The following is an 18168-nucleotide window of genomic DNA, read 5'->3' as shown; positions in this document are numbered from 1 at the left end:
ATGACGAACATCGCCATTATTGGTTTTGGTGAAGCAGGGCAAATTTATGCAAAAGATCTCTCGCAGGTCGCGAGAGTCAGTGTCTGGGATAAAAAGTTTCTCACACCTGCGGGCGAGACGTTAAAAGCAGCAACTGAGCAGGGTTCGGTTCACCCGGCCCGTTCCCTTGCTGAGGCACTGGAAGGCGCTGATTGGGTATTGTCCCTGGTCACCGCCGCTAATGCATTTGAGGTAGCCCAACAAGCAGCCCCATTATTGCGGAGCAGCCAGTACTTCCTCGACTTTAACTCCGTTGCACCGGAAACCAAACGCGCTGCCGCGCGAGCAGTGGCGGCGGGTGCTGGAGCGTATCTGGATGTGGCGGTGATGGCGCCCGTACCCCCTAAACGACTTCAGACACCATTACTGATGGGCGGTAACCACGCAGAGTATGCTGCTTCGATTTTTAATGCTTTAGGCTGTCAGGCCAGCGCCGCCAGCCTGCATGTTGGCGAAGTATCGGCAATCAAAATGTGCCGCAGCGTAATGATCAAAGGGCTGGAAGCGCTCACGACAGAGTGCCTGAGTGCGGCAAAACAATACGGCGTCGAAGACGCGGTTCTCTCCTCACTGCATGCCAGCTTCCCCTCTCTGGGGTGGAACGACCAATTACCCCACTACTTAATCAGCCGCGTTGCGGAACATGGCGTTCGTCGTGCTGAAGAGATGGGTGAGGTCATCAAAACGCTACAGGATGTGGGGCTAAATGCCACGATGAGCCAGGCGACGCAGCAGGTTCAGGCTGCTTTACCCGCCAGTATGCAGGCGAAAGGGGTGAACTATCACGACCTGATGCCTTTCAACTGGCAGGATGCATTTTGCCGACTGGAATAATTGTGTCTTTACCGCACAACAATAAAGGAACCTCGGGATATTTTTGACCGAAGGTGATTTTACTTATTTTTTAAATTACCAAGCATTTGAATATCACAACCCTCGACACCTACAAGGTGCTCAATCTATTACTATTATAAAACGGAAGGTGAGCAATGAAATTGGGATGGTACAGTACGTTAAACAGGGATGAGCGAAAAACATGGTGGGCATGCCTTGGGGGATTCACGCTCGACTCGATGGACAGCACCATATATTCTCTGGTGATGCCTATATTATTGAGCCTGGCAATCCTGACAAAATCAGAGGCGGGTATTTTAGGATCAGCCTCTTTAATTGGCAGTGCTTTAGGCGGGTGGAGTGCGGGTATGCTGGCCGACCGTTGGGGACGTATTCGTGTTATGCAGTTGACGGTTTTATGGGTGGCTTGCTTCACGGCATTAACCGCACTATGCGGAGATTTTTGGCAATTTTTAATCGTCCGCTTTCTTCAAGGACTCGGTTATGGTGGCGAAGTCGTTGTCGGTGGGGTCTTAATCAGCGAAGTGATCCGCGCCAGCTACCGAGGACGTGTAGGCGCCTCTATCCAAAGTGGTTACGCTATTGGTTACGCAATCTCGTTAGCCGTGCTGCCTGTGCTGCTCAATTTTTTTCCTCAAGAGATAGCGTGGAAACTCTTTTTCCTGATCGGTATTATTCCTGCCATTCTTGTCTGGTTCATTCGTCGTTTAGTTCCGGAATCTCCGGTCTTTTTGAAAATGGCGGAAGCCAAGAGTAAAAGCAGCATCAGTGATATTTTCAAAGGTAAAAATCTACGCATTACGATTACAGCGACGCTACTCGCTTCTGGAATTTTTGGCGGCGCATATATTATGATCACCTGGCTTCCAACCTACTTGCGAATGGAGTTAGGATTACCGGTATTATCTATGTCTGGCTATCTGGCAATTAATATATTGGGTTCATTAGTGGGACCCTTTATATATGGCAGATTAAGCGACAGATTGGGTCGATGGAAAACCATCATCCTTTTCCTGATAGGTCAAATAGCCGTCGTCAGTATCTATATGTTTGCTAATGTGAGCCTGAATATTACGTTAGTGCTGGGTTTCTTCCTGGGATCCTTACAAGGCGGTCTGGCTTCAGGTTTGACGCCCGCATTTTCTGAACTTTATTCAACATACATCCGAGGGAATGGCGCCGGGTTTTGTGCCAGTTTTGGTCGCGGCTTTGGTTCTTTAATGCCAGCCTTAGTGGGAATTGTTTCCAGTAAAATTCATCTGGGTTATGCCATGGGGGCCCTTGCGATCGCATCTTATATCATTGGGATCGTCGCCGCTCTGTGTTTGCCTAACTCTACTGGCATCAATCTTGACGATGTCTAAAAATCATTAGATTCGGGCTTCACCAGCCATCATGGATCTGATTTGCCACATCCCTTCAAATGTGACAACCTACCAACAGTAAGTTACCATTGGTAGGTTAATTCTTTTGGAGGTTGTCGCTATGCATGCTCTTATCGTTACAGCTCATCCAGACCACCATTCTCATACTCACACCATCGTCTCGCAGGTGGCACAAGGCATTGCTGCTGGTGGGCACAGTTATGAAATTGCCGATCTGGCTGCAGAGCAGTTTGATCCTCGCTTTAATCAGGCTGATTTTGAACAGTTCAAAAGAGCCGCCCCGTCGCCAGCCGACGTCGTGGCCGAGCAGCAACGGCTGGACCGTGCCGATGCACTGGTGCTGGTTTACCCGATTTACTGGTGGTCGTTCCCCGCGCAGTTGAAAGGTTGGATAGATCGCGTGTTCACTCAAGGCTGGGCGTACGAGGATGACGGCCAACACGTCGTGAAAAAACTCGGCAAATTACAGGTACACCTTTTGGCGCTGGGCGCAGCGAGTCAGCGAACTTATTTACGTCGCGGTTATTTCAGCAGCATGCGTACGCAGATTGACGTGGGTATTTTTGACTACTGCGGCGCACCTGTTATGACCAGTGAACTGTTGTTACCTGGCGATATAAATTATCCTGACGCACACTTCGAGCTGGCACATCAACTTGGCCAGCGACTTTTTAACGTCAAGGAACCCGCATGAACTCATCCACTCGCCAGCGCATGTCGCATCAAGCCCGACGGCAGCAACTGATGACTGTGGCGTGGAATCTGGTGCGAGAGCAGGGCAGTGATGCTTTGACGTTAGGGCGCGTGGCAGAAGAGGCTGGCGTGAGCAAGCCGGTGGTCTACGATCATTTTGGTACGCGCCATGGTCTGCTCGCTGCGCTGTATGAAGATTTCGACCTGAGGCAGAACGCCATCATCGAGGCGGCGATGAACGCTGCCGGTGACAGCCTTACCGATCGGGCTTACGTGGTGGCGTCCAGCTATGTCGATTGCGTGTTAACGCATGGACGGGAAATTCCAGATGTGTTGTCGGCGCTCGACAGCACGCCGGAACTGGCTGAGGTGAAGCGTAAATATCAGCATGACTTCATTGAGAAATTTCGAGGCTGGTTTTCCGAAGCATCACTCCCCCAAGCCAGTATGTGGGGCATTTTAGGTGCTGCCGATGCGATTTCTAATGCGGTGGTGTCCGGCGACATCAGCCAGCAGCAAGGATTAGCCGAACTTCAGGCGCTGATTATTAAGCTTGTGGAACGCCATCAGTAACACTCTACCCAGCCGACAGGAACACCCATGCCATTGCGTCTCGACATGATTGATTCAGATTGCTGGAACAAGCTGGAGTCCGCTGCCAACGAGCTTTGCTAAACCAACCATTGAAATAATCAGACAGTATCAGGGCTTTACAGCCTTGCTTAACGCTGAGACAGCGAGACGGAGTCGGTGTCAAATGACCACAGACCTCGCCGTTAAGCCGGGTCTGATACCGGTGACGTGCATTTCATTGCGGCCGGATTCAGCGCCCATATCCACGATTCCAGCACATGCCCTCAGCAGGCATCAGCGATGCTATCGGTCAGGTCTGTACACTGTCGCAGGCCCGGAAGACATCGCTGACGATCGCGAAGATATCCGCACCACCTGTCATGTTCCCGACAGACTTTGATGAAGAGACGCGTATGGGTGACAGCATTCATGGGTCATTGTCGATCCTGCTTCAGGAGTTTCGTGCTCTGGCGTCTGCCGTAATATGGCGAAGAACGGTGAAGGGGGGTGCTTAACAAAAGATATTTTAAATGACCGCCCTGTTATTAAAGCATCCTTTAATAAGGCATGGCATAATTTAAACGTATTTTAATAACGTTAATGGCAGTGAAAGGATTTTTTATGGAACGTGCATCCGGGCATCTCATCACAACGACCAGCTATCTTCCATCAGCGAAACCATAGCTCCCTTGTGCGCCTCGGCCATGCGGATATACCGCATCACCGTCTGGGTCTGGGTCCAGGTTCCTTCCTGCATGATCTGTGCGATTGATACGCCTTTTCTGGCCATATCCTGCGCGGCACCAACGCGCGCACTGTGGCCACTCCAGCTGGCATAGCGCCCTTTGTTGGTTTTAGGCCGCGATTGTTCACCTGCATGATGCCTCGCCCGGCGCCAGATATCTTCCAGACACGGGGCACTCATCGGCTCAGTTGCAATCGCGGTGACCTTATTTGACCGGTGAACGGGGCAGAACAGCACGGCATCGGGATCGCCTGCAATGCCCGCTGCATTTATCCACTCCATCAGGCGTTCAGAGGAACGGACGCTGAGCGCCTTGACGATGCCACCCGACTGAAGGATGGTTTTCGGCCAGGCCACGTCGAGGATGATGCGCCCGTCGGCGGCGCGTGAGATGTCGCGCACCCGCAGGCGGGATAATTCACTCATGCGCAGCAGTGTGCCGTAGGCCACCTGCATAAAGGCGAGGTCACGCAGGTGCTGAAGCTTGGGGCGAATTATTCCAGGCCGCATCCAGAGGGTTCAGATCCGGCCGGCAGAAAGGGACCGCCTGACCGGTGCGCTCTCCCAAGACGACGGCCGTACGGTTGATCTTCTTTCTGGCGCGCACAACGTCGGGTGAAACCGTGGGAGAGACCAGTCCGGCGTTACGGTGTAACATTGCAATCAGCGCGGCATGCGCCGATATGGTTGTTAGGTTGCCCGGCCGATAGCCTGGAGATGGAAAGATAGTCCTGCATGTACTCCGGCGACATGGGCAGGAACGAGCGCCGGTTCTCCTGCGATCAGCGCCAGCAGATCCGCATCACGCTCAGCAGCTGCCGCCACGTATTGGGCGAAAAGGCCTCGCGATGACGGACGAATGCGGCCCGCTTCGCGGTGAGATCGTCATCGGCGCTGCCGCTGAGTGCAATACCAGTAAAACCGGAGAGTTCACTCATATTTGCTCAGTTTTCGCCCGCTTATCAGATGGCATCGCTACGTAAATTCTGAGGGAAGAGCAGGGCAAGATGCCCGTCAGATTTTACGTAGCGCTGCCGGAGTTATAACCACCTGCGCTCAGGTTCCGTTACGCCGGTTCGCATTCAGGCCGAGCCATATCGTACAAATGGCCGTTAAGGTCAGGATCCGGCCCGGATCCGCATGATACAAGGGTTTTGTGTGTTTGTCTGGCCTTATATAGACAATCATATGAAGTTAGGATCTTGACCGTAACGTTATCACTGGCAGGGGAAGGGGTTAAAGCGTCTAATAAATTTATTACACAAAATTATAATATTGAGAAGTGATCATTATTCCAGATGAAGTTCACCAAACTCGATACGAAGTCATAAGTATATAAATAAATCTCGATTAATATTAACTACCAGGAGTAACCAATCCCGGTAATAAACAGCCACTCACCATTATGTTGAACCAGCGGGCTATTCGCGATCCCTTTATCGTAATATTCATAGTTGGCTGCGATCAGACCAATCCAGTGCTGATTAAAACGATAACTGGTGACAACTGAAGCCATCGGCGAAAGGGTGGTGCCTGCATTCCAAGCCGCGCGTTCGGGAGATGATTCAGAGGAGGAAACACCACCGAAATAATAGTTTGCTAATTTTTCACTTCTGATTACAACCCCTAGCCCAGGCATAAACAGAAATTTATCCCTAATGACCGGGAAGTCAGCCCAAACCAGCAATTCCTGCCCGTTACTCTGGCCTGATATATCAGTAACGATTCGTGTTGTCAGAAGCGCATAATTTGTAATCCAGGTTAACCCCACACCGCCTTCCAGTTCGCCTTTACGTTTGTGCATACCATGGAATCCATCGTCTGAAGGATTAAGATTTGAAAAACGGTATCGTCCATATCCAAAATATGCAACATCGTCATTTTTATTAAAGTAGTAACGTGCCCTGTCTCCGAGAAACATCAGATTATCACCAAAATAGAGTGCACCAGGAACGACCAGATTATCATTACTGCTTTCATGATATCTTGCCTGGGAAGATATCGCCGCACCTCCAACGATAAATCCTTTAGGAATTGGACTGTCAGGGCGATCCTCAGAGATTAAACCCAGTGAGCTTAAATCAGGTTCTGCATTGGAATAAAAACAAAATAATAATGGGGTGATTAAGTAAATGTGATATCGCATTGTCTTCACCTTATGTCCTTGAATCTGGCTTAACCATCTGCAATTCATAAACCACAAGAAATTCAAGTTTGTTCAGGTTGCATGGTCAGTCATGATGATTTAAGTCTACTATACTTACGCTTACAAGCAGGGGGTGGTTTTAGAAAAACTGACGATGACAGGAATTCATGAGTTTTTCGCCACTAATAATTTTCGACGGAAAATCTAAGATGAGAACAACCGTAATTAAATTTTTTGCCTACTCATTTATTTTATTTTTAGCTTTACCCTGTATTGTACAGGCTGACACAGTCTGGCTTACTAATGGAGACCGGTTGAGCGGAACGGTCGAATCCCTGAGTGATGGGATACTTGAGTTAAAGACAGACTACGCCGGCGTTTTGAAAGTAAAATGGAAATCTGTCAGTACCATGCAGACAGAATCACCGATTTTGATTAGAAATAATAAAACACAAGAAAACTACCCCGTTTACTTTACTCCCTATAACGCTGGGTATGTGGTAATAAAAACCAGTGAAAAAAAAGAAATCGTCTCTGTTAAACGAATCGATGAGTTCATGCAGTCTGAAGTACGAACAGATCAATGGGACTGGACAGGAAATATAGATGCAGGCGTGAATCTGAAAAATTCGTCTACCAGCACAGATGACTATAACCTTTCACTGAATACCAAGTTAAAGAAAGAAAAGTGGAGGCACGATATCTCCGCGACATACAATCGCGAAGTCGAGGAAAGCAATGTTAATACAGATAATTACAGCTTCCGCTATGCTATCGATTACCTGTTTGAAGAGCAGTATTTCTGGCAGTCGCGGTTAAGTTATAAACGTGACTGGGTGGAAGATTTGTCCCGCCAACTACTTATTGGTACCGGCCCTGGCTACCAGCTGTGGGATGATGATACGGGCGCTTTCTCGATATCGCTGTTAGGTGGAGCCTTCAGTTATGGTTACAGCGATGACCGGCGTGACAGCCATTTGGGTGCGACCATACACTGGGATTACCAGCGATACCTCATGGATAAAAGCGTCACTCTGTATAGCAATGGTGAAACCGGACACTCTCTGGATAATGACGGTGTAATATCTGTTGACGCTGAATTAGGGCTAAGATATGCACTGACATCCTGGTCAACGTTTCATATTGGATATCACCGAAATATCGTGAAAGGGACACGGGATACTCTGGATGAACGTATATTTTCAACAGGTTTAGGCATGACCTGGAAATAAAAGAAAAATAAGATCACATCGCTAATTGATTACTGCCAGTCCCCAGGACTGGCAGTTCGAAAATCACTTGTAGACGGTCGCCGTACCCTGAACCTTACCTTCGACCCTTGCAGAGGTAATGACGTAATATTTACCCCCTTTTTCATCTGCCAGTTTCGAGAGCTCATCTTTAGCATCTTTTGGATCGGTAAATGTGCCAGATGTAGAAACAGTGGCAACTTCAGTGTAGTTTTTGGCTTCTTCTTTACTTATTTCCTGTGCCGCGAATACGCTGGTCGTTACGAAGACAGTTCCCGCCAGAATCATTGCTTTCATCATCACATTTTTCATTTATACACTCCGAATTGTTAAAGTTAACAACATAGTCACTCAGTCATGAATTCAGCCATCATGGCTGAGAATAGAATGTTACCAGAAGCAACATAAGTATTTATTTAACCTCAGAAAATATCAATCAAACATTTTGTTATTTGTGCTAACCAATTGAAAGTTAGTGAAAATTAAAAAAAAGTCAGATCTTCATCTTGATTATTGCATGCGTTATTTGATTTACATTCGGTTATGTACTATTGGGCATTATCTACTCTTTAAATTACTGGTTCACTCCCTGACAAATGCTTGATGACTTGATCCCGTGAATAAGTGAGCAAATGAAAGTCAGCACTTGTGCCTGGCTGCAACGTTATTCGGATGGTTAATCTTACGCCTGAAAGCAAAACAAATATTTTACCTACTACTTTTCATATTTGAACTAATGTTGATTGTAAGTTTTTTATTATGACTTGGTACAGAATGTAACTTTAGCAATCCTTTAAAAACAACAGGTTGATAACTTACGGGGCGGGTGCGTTTATGAACTTTGTTTATAGGCTTATCTGGAGTGCGTCGCGGGGCGTTTTTGTTCCAGTATCCGAGATCACAAAAAGACATCACGGTTCGACTAACAGAATAAACCGCTCTATAAGATTAACTGCACTGGTCATGGCCTTTTTTTTAGCCGGGTCAGTACATGCGGATGACGTCCAATGGGCAGATGCCTATCCGAGCTACAGTTTTCCAGATAATCAGGGCATTAACTACGATTCAGTACTCAACACTGGGACAGCCTTTTCAATCGATAGTGAGTCACTACCCCAACACTTTGCTCCGGGCACAACGCTCAACATTCTTGGCCCCCTGCCAACCTTCGCAACGGGGAGTAACGGGACTTCAACCAGTGTCAGTGTCTTCGACGCTCTACCCGGGGGCGGAGGCAACGATGCTGACAGGATCACGGTTATCACCGCGACCGATGCACAGGGGAACGTCACGCCCATTACTGCCGAAAATATCAATCAGTTCACCTACTCTCCGTCACCCGCCAATCCTCAGCAAAACCAGGAGCTAAACGTTGAGATCCCGGGTCTGGAAGGCAGCTATCAGGTCATCAACGTTTATGACTCCACCACCTTTGTTTCGGCTGGCGACACGCCCGTCAGCAACCTGATGCTCGCGGTTTACGATCCAGCCTCCTTCCGGATTTATAATAATTTTGGCATTGTTTCAGTGGCCTCTTCAGGCGGAACGGCGAATATCAATGTGGGAGATGATACGGCTGGTACAACCCCGATTTCGGCGCCTGCAAACACTTTAGACTTGCTGGCTAAAAACAGCGTTCTTGCTAAAGCAGAGGGGACTGGAACCGCTGCCAGTCAGGTGAACTGGTTGTCCGATAATCTGATCCATTTCCGGCCTGCCTCGGTATTATCGAATGACACTCAGAGTATATCGGCACAGAGTGCACAGTACGATTACACTCTGACCATCCCCAACTATGTCCAGGTCGGACAGCGGGTCATCCAGGCGGGCTCAAAAACCTTCAACTTTACTTCTTCAGCAGATATCGCAGAAGTTAATGATTACCTGATTGGTCAAAATGCTTACGCAGGAAAACCGCAAGTTCAGTACTGGCTCACTGCCGGCGCTTCGGTGAACGGTCAGGTAATTGACTCCGCTCCAGAGGCCCAGTCAGTTTACAACGCCATTATCACAGGCTTACTGAATCAACAGCAGCAGACGTCGATAAATCTCACTTATCACGTCTGGGATAACGACGCTGCCCACAGCAATAATGCGACGTTACCTGTGGGAGATTTGAACGTCATCTATGCGACTGGAAACAATGCCTCAGGCACAGTGAGTAGCACGGGCTCACTTGCTGTAGATGGCGCAAGCGCAGTGATGCGCGGCGATACGGGGGCAGTACTCACCAACGATGGAGCCATTAATCACTGGCGAGGTGACAACGCCAGCCCGACCTCCATCGGGATGCAGGTAACGAACGCCACGGCGGTGAACAATGGCACCCTCAATGCCGGATTGTTTTTAGAAAAGGACGGTACCAATCAGAACGTCAGCAATGCCGGTAGCATCGCAATGCAGGGCCTTGGACAAAGTACCCTCACCAACAATGGTCATATCAACATTGCCATTACCGACAGCACAACGGCTAACGCCCGGGGTATGACGGTATCAGGCACCAGTAGTGCGACCAACACCAGTAATGGAACCATAGTCCTCACCGATAACAGCCGAAACAGCGCAGGGCGGGCAGCAGGCTATGGCATCTATGCTGAGCAGGCCGCTAGTGTGCTCAATCAGGGGACAATCTATCTAGGATATGCGCCGGTCACTGATTCGAGCACGCCAGCTTCTGTCCCTTTAACCGGCGGCAGTGCGCTGAGCGCCGGTATTTATTCCACCAGCAGTGGGAATGTTCTCAACGAGGGCAATATATTCATTGGTGACAGCACGCGTAATGCCGTGGGTATTTTCACCAATGGTGCAACTGGTTCACTGGTAAACAACGGTTCCATCAACGTACTGGGCAAACTGGTCAACGGCGCAGCGGCAAGTAACTATGGTCTGTATGTGGTCGATAACCAGGGGAGCGTCACTAATAACGGGGACATTTTCGTTGATGGTGACAACAACGTGGCCATTTATCTGCAGGCGCAAAATGCCGCTGCGAATGTCACCTCATCGGCAAGCAGCAGTATCACCGTGGGAAGTGCAGGAGACACCGGTGGTTCTGACGATAATGTGTACACATACCGAAACTATGCCGTCTATGCTGAGGGACTCAACAATCAGGCAGCGAGAGTCGATCTTCAGGCTACTATCCGTTTACTGTCAGCAGGTGCTATTGGTGTGCACGCACGTGGCAATGCACAAATTGATATCGGCAACTCGGCATCGCTGACGTTCGAAAACGATCATCAGATCGGTTATTACGCCTGGGGTAATCTGGCAAAAATCAATATCAGTAACGCCATCATCAACGACAATGGCCAGGCAAATTCCGTGTTGTTTGCCGTTGATAATGGTGCAGTGTTCAATGGCGATAACGGAAGCGGCAGCGCTTATCAGCTCACCGTCAGTGGTGACAGTGCGATTGGTGTTATTGCTAACGGCGTGGATGATGGCGGTACGGCTGATGAGTCTGATGATATTGCCAGTTCGCTCATTACCGGGCCGGCCACCATTAATGTCAACGGTAATAACGCGGTAGGCGTGCTGGTTTCAGGCGGCGCAGTGGGCACCATCAGTGACGGCGGTATTGTGCTTGGCCATGATAATTCAACCGCCGTGCGAATTGATGGCCGAAACTACAATATTGACGGTACGCTGGACAGTGATCAGCGACTGACCAACGTCACATCCACGGCGTCTACCACCACCACTTCCAGCCAGACCGGCATTATTGGCTACGACATCTCACATGCGGGTAACCTGGTTTTAAATGGTGTAAACGGCATCAATTTAAATGGCAGTGGCGGTAAAGGGATCTGGCTGCACGATGGGGGTAGCGCCACGGTTAACGCGCCCGTCAGCGTACTGGGAAATGACAACATCGGCGTCGATATTGAGAACATTGGCGTACTCACCAACAATAATGCCATCAGTGTGGGTGGCGCCCTGAACAGTGGGAATGTCGGGATACGGGTACAGGGCGCAGGCGCAGTTGTCGATCGATTAGGCAGCGTGAGCGCCAATGGCGGTCTGGCGGCCGTTCAGCTCACCGGCAGTGGTGCCGCTTTAACCGTGAACGGTGATGCGAATCAGATAACCGCATCTGGCGGCGCAGATGGCGTGCGGATGGATAATGGGGCCAGTAGCTTCACGGCCAGCAATACCACCATTGATATCGCAGACAGCGGGGCTGGCATTAATAACAATGCTAATACCGCCAATATTAATCTCAACAACGTCACCATTAATGCCTCCGATGGACCGGCCATCCGCACCGCCGTGACCTTTAACGCGCAGGGGAGTGGCAATGTACTGAACGTCAGTGGCAGCGGTCAGGGATTTGCGTTCGAAGACAGCAATGGCGCGGCGACTTCGGGCGATCTCACGATTAGCAATGGTTATACCATTAATGGTAGCGGAGCAGGCAGCATAGGAATCTTGGGGAACACGGATGGTAGTGTGAGCTCAGGTGCCAACATCACTATGGGCAGCAGTGCCGGTGCAGCGATTGCAGCGACAAATGCCAGCAGCGTCAGCAACAGCGGGCAGATTAACACCAGTAGTAATACAGGGAGCACCATCCTGGCGGAAAATGCCAGTCAGTTCAGTAACAGCGGCTCAATCAGCAGCACGGGTACCACTAACGCCAACCCTCTCATTCTCATCAATGGCAGCGCCGCGAACCGCACGGTTTCCAACACGGGTAACATCAGTGCAGCCAGCAGTAACGCGACGGTCATTGATGCATCAGGCAGTGGCAACACCACGCTCACCAACATCGGTACGCTTCAGGCTGCGAACAGCAATGCGCTGGCGATCCTTACCGGCAGCGGGGCAGATAATGTCACGCTCAATGGGGGCAGTACACAGGGTGAAATTACCCTTGGCAGCGGCAGCGATCAGTTTAACTGGAACAGTGGAACCTTTGCGGGTGCGGTCAATTTCAGCGGGGGCGATGGCGGCGACAGCGCCACCCTCGGTAACGTCTCTCTGGCATCCACGCGCCATATTCTGAGCGAAGGCGGCAGTGGCAGTACGCTGTCATTCAACGGCACCTCTGCAGCTACTGTCGGTTCCTTTGCTGCGGATGATCTCAGCAAAGGCACCAATATTGGCAGTGGCTGGAGCAGCATGACGCTCAATGCGGCAGATATCAGGGTACTCGATGATCTGGCGTTATCAGGCACGCCGGATATCAACGTCAATAATGGCGCCATCCTGCGCAGCGGCAACAACGTCAACACCGCAGGGGCCGCCTCGATACGCAACTATGATGTCGCGACCTCCAGTAGCGGCAGCCAGTTGATTTTCGATGGCAGTCAAGACCAGCAATACAGCGGCGTTATCAGCGGCAGCGGCGGTATGACGCGCACAGGTGGTGGCAGTACGGTGTTACTGGGTAATAACAGTTATACCGGTACGACCCTGATTGAAGGGAGTGAATTGTCACTGGGTAATGGCGGCACCGTGGGTGGGCTCTCAACCAGCACCCCTATCATTGATAACGGGTTGCTGACGATTAACCGCAGCGATGAGGTGACGCTGAACGGCGTCATTTCGGGGAGTGGTGACTTTCAACAACTCGGTTCGGGGCTTACGCGACTTGGCGGTAATAACAGCTGGGCAGGCAGCACGACGGTAAACCTGGGCACGTTACTGATTAACGGCGATCAGTCTGCTGCGACAGGGGTGACCAATGTTGCCGCTTTCTCTGCGTTGGGGGGCAACGGCACCATCGGAGGGGATGTCACCTTCGCTAATGATACCGTACTGACGCCCGGCGATAACGGCACCGGTACACTGACCATCAATGGCAATCTGAATCTGAACGCCACGACAAACAGTCAGTTTTCACTGGGGGAAGCCTACACACCAGGTGGCAGCCTGAACGACTTTGTGAATGTGAAAGGCAATTTAGTGCTGGATGGTTTGCTGGATGTGGCACTCACTCCTGGTGGCAGCTTCCTGCCGGGTGTCTATCGCCTGTTTAACTATGCTGGCTCGCTGGTCAACAATACGCTGGAGATCAACAGTCTGCCACCCAACGACGGCGGCACCTATGCGATTCAGACCAATATTGCCAACCAGGTAAACCTCATTCTGAATTTTGTTGACCCCGCCAGTGAACTGCAGTTCTGGGATGGCGAAGACACGGCAAATCACGGCGATGGGACGACAGGTAATGGTCAGGTAGATGGCGGGAATGGGATATGGAAAGCCAATATCGCCGGTGACACCAACAACTGGACGCAGGCCAGTGGCGTCGGTAATGCCCCCTGGTCTCAGACGGCCTTTGCGATATTCCAGGGCACTGGCGGTGAAGTTCAGATCAGCAATATCAATGGTCGCGTCGTGAATTCCGGTATGCAGTTTACAGCCGATAACTATGTTTTGAACCAGCTCAATCCCGCCTCCGCACTTAACTACATCAGCACCGTCACCGAGTCATTCCCCGAAAGCGTGCCCGTGCCGACAAACACTTATCAGGCTCAGGGAGAATCTGTCGCTGACACCTTCTACGTGATCCGTGTGGGTGATGGCGCGAGCGGTAGTGACGTCACCACAACCATTAACGCCAGCCTGCGACAGGATGCGCTCGACACCAACCGCATACGCTTGCTGAAAACCGATGCGGGCAGATTAATCCTTAACGGCGTCAATGATTTCTCGGCGGGGATTGAGGTGTGGGGAGGGGCATTACAGGTTTCTGATAACGCCAGTCTGGGCGCACCCGCGACCAGTTTAACGTTGAAAAATACGGGTGCACTGCAAGCCGGTGCTGATTTCTCCCTGAACCGCAATGTCTTCCTCGATACCACCGGTGGCGGCACACTCGATGCCTACGGGCATACGTTGATGGTGGATTCTGTTATTGCGGGAGACGGGGATTTAGCCGTTGTAGACACGTCTGCGGGGTCGGCAACCGGCACGCTGGCACTGAATCAGGCCAACCCCTATCAGGGCAACACCGTTATCCAAGGCAAATCAGGCAACGGGCAATTGATCGTTGATGCCAATATCACGGGTGCATTAGGCAGAACGGACAGCACCATCAATGTCACCGATCAGGCACAGCTCAATTTCAACAACGCGTCGCTGGCCGAGGCACATCTGTTCAACCTCACCAGTGGCGGTCGGATGCAGCTGGCTGATAGCAGCAACGGCGGCAGTGCCACCATCAACACCGACGCCTCCTCATTCCTGCTGCTAAGCAACAGTGCCAATGCGGGTAGTGCCCTGATCAACAACAGTGGTCAGACCGTCGTTGCCGATGCCGCTATGGCAGAGAACGCCACCATCAGCAACGCCAGTGGTGGTGTGGTGGATATCAGCGCAGCCGATGCACAAACCAGCATTGGATCGCTTTCGGGGGAGGGTAATGTTGTTTTAGGCTCGGCCACGCTGCTTGAAGGTAATGTGGGACACGACGACACCATCAGTGGGATCATCAGCGGCAACGGCGGTAGCCTGGTCAAGACCGGTATCGGTGCCCTGACGCTGACCGGCAATAATACATACAGCGGCACAACGCAGATATCGCAAGGCACGCTGCTCATCAATGGTGATCAATCGCCAGCCATAGGGCAAACCACGGTCAACAACGGCGCAACCCTTGGTGGTAACGGCACTATCGGCGGCAGCGTAACCGTGGATAACGGTGGTCGGCTGGCCGCAGGGTCTGGCATTGGCAGCGTCGGGACCTTGACCATGGGGGCGCTGACGCTCAACGAAGGTTCGCAGCTGGATTACCAGTTTGGCGAAGCCTACACCACTGGCGGAACCTACAACGATTTAATCAATGTTAATGGCGATCTGAACCTGAATGGCCAGCTCAATATCACCCAGAGCAATGGAGGGACTTTTGATGTCGGTGTTTACCGTGTTCTGAACTACAGCGGGGCGCTGACCAATAACCAGCTGGTGATTGGAGCAGCACCGCAAGCTGCTGCTGATCTCTATGTACAGACGTCCATCGCAGGTCAGGTCAACCTCGTCAACCACGCCGGGGCAGAGCTGCGGTTTTGGGATGGAACAGGCGGCAACGCAGGCGAGATGAAGGACAACGGCATTATTGAAGGCGGCGACGGCGTCTGGCAAAACGGCAGCGGCAATGACAACTGGACCACTGACACGACGTCGCCTGCAGGCCGTTATAACTCACCTTACAGTAATGCCTCCTTCGCGGTGTTTGGCGGTGAGGCAGGTAATGTCACTCTCGACAATTCTCTGGGTGATGTGGGCATAACAGGCGCGCAGTTTACGACCGACGGTTACACCCTGAACGGGGATGCCCTGACCCTGGCGGCAGGCGACACGCAGATCCGTGTTGGTGACGGCACCTCGTCGGGAGCGAATTATCTCGCGACGATAAACGCCTCGTTGGTCGGCAGCGGTGCGCTGCATAAAACCGATCTCGGCACGCTACAGCTTAATGGCAATAACCATTACAGCGGCGGGACCGTGATCAGCGCGGGAGCCGTGCAGGTATCTGAGGACACAAATTCAGGCGCCAGCGAAGGTGGCATTACCCTGGCTGGCGGGACTCTTCGTTACACCCAGGGTTTCAACAGCGACCGACGCGTCACGCTTATTGAGGGTGGCGGTACGATTGATACCCAGGCATTCAATGCCGGCCTGACCAACGTCATCTCGGGTGAGGGTGAGTTAACCAAGCGCGGAGGCGGCACGCTGACCCTGTCGGGCGATAACGTTTATCAGGGAACTACCCATATCCGTGAAGGGGTTTTGCAACTGGGTAATGGCGGCAGCAGTGGCAATCTGGCGGGTAATATTGATAACCAGGGCACGCTGGTGCTGGATCGTAGTGATACCTTCACGCTGCCAGGCGACATTTCGGGTACAGGCGAGGTGTGGCAGCAAGGAACCGGTGTTGCCCGACTGGCGGGTGCGAACAGCTGGAGTGGCCTGACGTTCGTGGAGCAGGGCACGTTGCAGGCAGCTGCTGAAAATACGTTCAGCGCCGCATCGACACATGTGGTGAGCCAGAATGCCACCCTGGATACCGGCGGATACAACCAACGTGTCGCCAGCCTGCTGAATCAGGGCACCGTCAATTTGCGGGGTGGGGATGTGGGGTCAACGCTCACCGTCACCGGCAATTACGTGGGTAGTGACGGCACACTGAAAATTGCAGCACAGCAACACAGCCCGGGGGTTGCCGACAGGCTGGTTATTGATGGGGGAACGGCGAGTGGGCGCACGCTGTTAGACATTGACGTCAGCCAGCTAGGCGAGCCTACAGAGGGTGATGGCATCATGGTGGTCGAAGCCCTGAACGGGGGGACTACTACCGCCCAGACGACCAAAGATGCCTTTACCATAGGTGCTGATGTTCTGTTATCAGGCGCATACCAATACCAGCTGTTTGCGGGTAATGCTGAGGGTGCAGGGGAGGACTGGTTCCTGCGTGCGGGATATCGACCCGACGTTCCCGGCTTCGATACGCTCGGCGCCATTATCCGTCAGGCTGACTTAGCGGTGTTGGGTACGCTGCATCAGCGTGTTGGGGATGAGCAACCCTGGCGCGCGGACGTTGCTGAGGATCAGCAGAGTCGTTTCTGGATGCGATATCTGGTTAAGTCCGTTGATCAGCACATCAACGATCCGCTGCAAAGCCGTACTTCATCCAATTACAACGGTATGCAGGTAGGGGGGGACCTGTATCAGGATGCCCAGTGGCGAGCCGGTATCTATGGCACATTCCTCGATAACGATACGTCCATATCCGGCAGAAATGGCGACACAGACAGCCTCGCCTATAATTCGACGTTCTCGACCTATATCGGTGGCTATGCCACCTGGACCGATGAAAGCGGACTCTATGTCGATAACGTGCTGCAGTATGGCTATCACGCCGTTGATCTTAAAAACGGCCGCAATCGGGAGACGGTGCACCCGGACGGTAACTCCTTCGCGGCGTCTGTAGAAATCGGCAGGCCATGGCAACTGGGAGACAGCACCTGGAAGATAGAACCGCAGGCGCAGTTGATCTATCAGTACAGCGATTTTGACAGCGTTACGCTTGAGGGTGCCTCGCAAACGCGTGTCGATGTGAATCCGGATGGATCGCTGATAAGCCGCATTGGTGCAAGACTGACGGCCGATTACGACACCGGGTATGGTCAGGTAAAACCTTACTTACGTGTTAATTACTGGACAATGCTCAGCAATGGTCAGGATAAGGTTAAATTTGCCAATACCGCGAATAATGCGGGTACCACCACCATCACTGCCGACCAGCAGTACAGCATGACGGAAGCTGCCGTGGGGGCAACCTGGGCAGTCAGTCAAAAAGTTCAGGCCTATTCTGAGATAGGCAGGGCCTGGAGCAGCGGGGGCGATACACAGGTTGAAGCAAACATCTCAGCAACCGTTGGCGTGAAGATGCGGTTTTGAGGAATGAAGCGCTGCACCCAGCCTCTTTATCAGGGCTTGGGTGCAGAACAGACGTTGAATATCTGATTTTTC

At 51.7% G+C, this 18168-nt stretch carries 8 protein-coding genes and 1 pseudogene; 6 read left to right on the top strand and 3 right to left on the bottom strand.

Annotation, left to right across the window (positions count from 1 at the left end):
* The 4 genes from QMZ30_RS11620 to QMZ30_RS11605 all read left to right on the top strand — a co-directional run bounded on the left by QMZ30_RS11620 (window position 1) and on the right by QMZ30_RS11605 (window position 3545).
* Window positions 1-873, top strand: coding sequence for an NAD(P)-dependent oxidoreductase (locus tag QMZ30_RS11620; protein ID WP_283227493.1), 873 nt, complete (start codon window positions 1-3; stop codon window positions 871-873).
* Between the two features lie 155 nt (window positions 874-1028).
* Entirely contained in the window at window positions 1029-2258 is a 1230-nt protein-coding gene (locus QMZ30_RS11615; protein WP_283227492.1) for an MFS transporter, read from the top strand.
* A 121-nt stretch (window positions 2259-2379) separates the two neighbouring features.
* Window positions 2380-2973, top strand: a complete 594-nt coding sequence (locus QMZ30_RS11610; RefSeq protein WP_283227491.1) for an NAD(P)H-dependent oxidoreductase — start codon at window positions 2380-2382, stop codon at window positions 2971-2973.
* A complete protein-coding gene (locus tag QMZ30_RS11605) occupies window positions 2970-3545 on the top strand; it encodes a TetR/AcrR family transcriptional regulator (RefSeq protein WP_283227490.1) in 576 nt (191 codons plus the stop codon). Before QMZ30_RS11610 ends, QMZ30_RS11605 begins: the two co-directional genes overlap by 4 nt.
* A gap of 646 nt (window positions 3546-4191) precedes the next feature.
* Here QMZ30_RS11605 and QMZ30_RS25890 read toward each other — a convergent pair.
* Both QMZ30_RS25890 and QMZ30_RS11595 read right to left on the bottom strand, forming a co-directional pair.
* Window positions 4192-5228 (bottom strand): annotated as a pseudogene (locus QMZ30_RS25890) (tyrosine-type recombinase/integrase).
* A gap of 422 nt (window positions 5229-5650) precedes the next feature.
* Window positions 5651-6436 carry a MipA/OmpV family protein gene (locus tag QMZ30_RS11595; protein WP_283227489.1) on the bottom strand — a complete coding sequence of 262 codons (786 nt, stop codon included), beginning with the start codon at window positions 6434-6436 and terminating at the stop codon, window positions 5651-5653.
* Between the two features lie 209 nt (window positions 6437-6645).
* Between QMZ30_RS11595 and QMZ30_RS11590 the strand changes: the two genes are divergently transcribed.
* A complete protein-coding gene (locus tag QMZ30_RS11590) occupies window positions 6646-7668 on the top strand; it encodes a DUF481 domain-containing protein (RefSeq protein ID WP_283227488.1) in 1023 nt (340 codons plus the stop codon).
* A 63-nt stretch (window positions 7669-7731) separates the two neighbouring features.
* On the opposite strand, the gene QMZ30_RS11585 is transcribed toward QMZ30_RS11590, so the two are convergent.
* Complete coding sequence (locus QMZ30_RS11585; RefSeq protein WP_283227487.1) at window positions 7732-7998, bottom strand: YdgH/BhsA/McbA-like domain containing protein; 267 nt, start codon at window positions 7996-7998, stop codon at window positions 7732-7734.
* A gap of 522 nt (window positions 7999-8520) precedes the next feature.
* Here QMZ30_RS11585 and QMZ30_RS11580 point away from each other — a divergent pair.
* Window positions 8521-18096, top strand: a complete 9576-nt coding sequence (locus QMZ30_RS11580) for an autotransporter-associated beta strand repeat-containing protein (protein WP_283227486.1) — start codon at window positions 8521-8523, stop codon at window positions 18094-18096.
* Window positions 18097-18168 lie beyond the last annotated feature (72 nt).

The organism is Pantoea sp. EA-12 (genome assembly GCF_030053355.1).
In the GTDB taxonomy this organism is placed as follows: Bacteria; Pseudomonadota; Gammaproteobacteria; order Enterobacterales; family Enterobacteriaceae; genus Pantoea; species Pantoea vagans_C.
This window is presented reverse-complemented; position numbering and strand designations above follow the sequence as displayed.

Bases quoted from the DNA above. Each gene is read 5' to 3' on its own strand.
- QMZ30_RS11620 (WP_283227493.1), top strand. From the start codon at position 1: ATGACGAACATCGCCATTATTGGTTTTGGTGAAGCAGGGCAAATTTAT.
- QMZ30_RS11615 (WP_283227492.1), top strand. From the start codon at position 1,029: ATGAAATTGGGATGGTACAGTACGTTAAACAGGGATGAGCGAAAAACA.
- QMZ30_RS11610 (WP_283227491.1), top strand. From the start codon at position 2,380: ATGCATGCTCTTATCGTTACAGCTCATCCAGACCACCATTCTCATACT.
- QMZ30_RS11605 (WP_283227490.1), top strand. From the start codon at position 2,970: ATGAACTCATCCACTCGCCAGCGCATGTCGCATCAAGCCCGACGGCAG.
- QMZ30_RS11595 (WP_283227489.1), bottom strand. From the start codon at position 6,436: ATGCGATATCACATTTACTTAATCACCCCATTATTATTTTGTTTTTAT.
- QMZ30_RS11590 (WP_283227488.1), top strand. From the start codon at position 6,646: ATGAGAACAACCGTAATTAAATTTTTTGCCTACTCATTTATTTTATTT.
- QMZ30_RS11585 (WP_283227487.1), bottom strand. From the start codon at position 7,998: ATGAAAAATGTGATGATGAAAGCAATGATTCTGGCGGGAACTGTCTTC.
- QMZ30_RS11580 (WP_283227486.1), top strand. From the start codon at position 8,521: ATGAACTTTGTTTATAGGCTTATCTGGAGTGCGTCGCGGGGCGTTTTT.